The organism is Acidovorax sp. HMWF018, from assembly GCF_003061035.1.
GTDB lineage: Bacteria > Pseudomonadota > Gammaproteobacteria > Burkholderiales > Burkholderiaceae_C > Acidovorax > Acidovorax delafieldii.
The window spans coordinates 649-1,784 of sequence record NZ_QAIM01000565.1 but is presented as its reverse complement, the minus strand read 5'-3'; the positions used below and the strand labels follow the sequence as shown (position 1 = coordinate 1,784).

Annotated in this window: 2 protein-coding genes and 1 pseudogene; 1 reads left to right on the top strand and 2 read right to left on the bottom strand. The window is 73.0% G+C overall.

Annotation, left to right across the window (positions count from 1 at the left end):
• A partial coding sequence (locus DBR23_RS24205; protein ID WP_108499823.1) for a VOC family protein occupies positions 1-317 on the top strand: 317 nt, incomplete at its 5' end.
• On the opposite strand, the gene DBR23_RS24200 is transcribed toward DBR23_RS24205, so the two are convergent.
• Together DBR23_RS24200 and DBR23_RS31630 are read right to left on the bottom strand one after the other, a co-directional pair.
• Positions 318-929, bottom strand: a complete 612-nt coding sequence (locus DBR23_RS24200; RefSeq protein ID WP_108499822.1) for a hypothetical protein — start codon at positions 927-929, stop codon at positions 318-320.
• Between the two features lie 25 nt (positions 930-954).
• Positions 955-1,136: pseudogene (locus tag DBR23_RS31630) on the bottom strand (hypothetical protein); the annotation flags it as partial.

Here is a 1,136-nt window from a genome sequence, read left to right as displayed (position 1 = left end):
TGGGGGCGCTGGGCGTACCGCCCGGGGTGGCCAACAAGAACCGCTACTTCTATCGCGGCCCCACCGGTACCTTTGGCATCACCACCCCCATCAACGGCGAGCCCGCCACCTTTGCCAATGGCGGCACCATCGGTTTTGCCATGCAGTCGCCCGAGCAGGCCGATGCCTTCCACGCCGCCGGTGTAGCGAACGGTGGCATCACCTGCGAAGACCCCCCCGGCTGGCGCGAAGGCCCCGGCGGCAAGCTGTACCTGGCGTACCTGCGCGACCCGGACGGCAACAAGATCTGCGCCCTGCACCGCCCGGCCAAGGCCTGATCAACGGGCAGTGCCCCCGCTGCAACCCCGGTAGCGTTGCAGCCAGCGCTGGGCGCCCTGCACACCGCGGCAGGCCGCAGCGGCCATGGCCCCGGTGACGGCCAGCATGGCCAGGGTGTGAACCCCCAGCGCGGCCAGCGCGAACAGCAAGGGGGTGGAGAGCCCGTCGCCCCCAGAGGCCACTCCACCTGCAGCGCCATCGCCCCCGCACAGCGGCGCCAGCGCAGGCACCAGCGCCAGCCCGGCACCGTGCCCCGTGGCCACCCCAAAGGACCAGAGCGCCATGCCCACAGGCCCGGCGGGCTTGCGCAGGCGATGCCACGCCGCCCCCGTCAGACGCACGCGAGCGACTATCACCACCCCGCCCAGGCCGCCCGCCACCGCCAGCAGGGCAGGTGGCGACAACGACAGCCTCCACCCCACCGCAGCCGCCGTCAGTGCCACGGCGGCCAGGTGCCCGACGGCCACGGGCAGCAGTGCGCGCAGTGGCATGCTGTGGTCACGCGCACAGAGGCTCCAGGTGGTGGCCAGCCCCCAGCCCGTGAGGGGGTTGAGCCCGTGCAGCGCCCCCATGGCGGCGATGGCCAGCCAGGACCAGAGGGTGGCGTCCATGGTCGCGGTCTCCACCGTGTGTGGTTCAGCCCCGTGTGGAGCAGCACCCGCCCGGCGCCGTGTGGGCCGGTGAAGGCTGTGGCGCCTGTGCAGCTGGCGCCGCCGCAGACCCAGCCGCTGGCAGGGAAGGTGCATACCGGTCGTGGTGGCGCACCCAGTCCATGGGGTAGGCGGGGTTGGTCTCGTGGCGGCCTCGGGGCGTGAGGT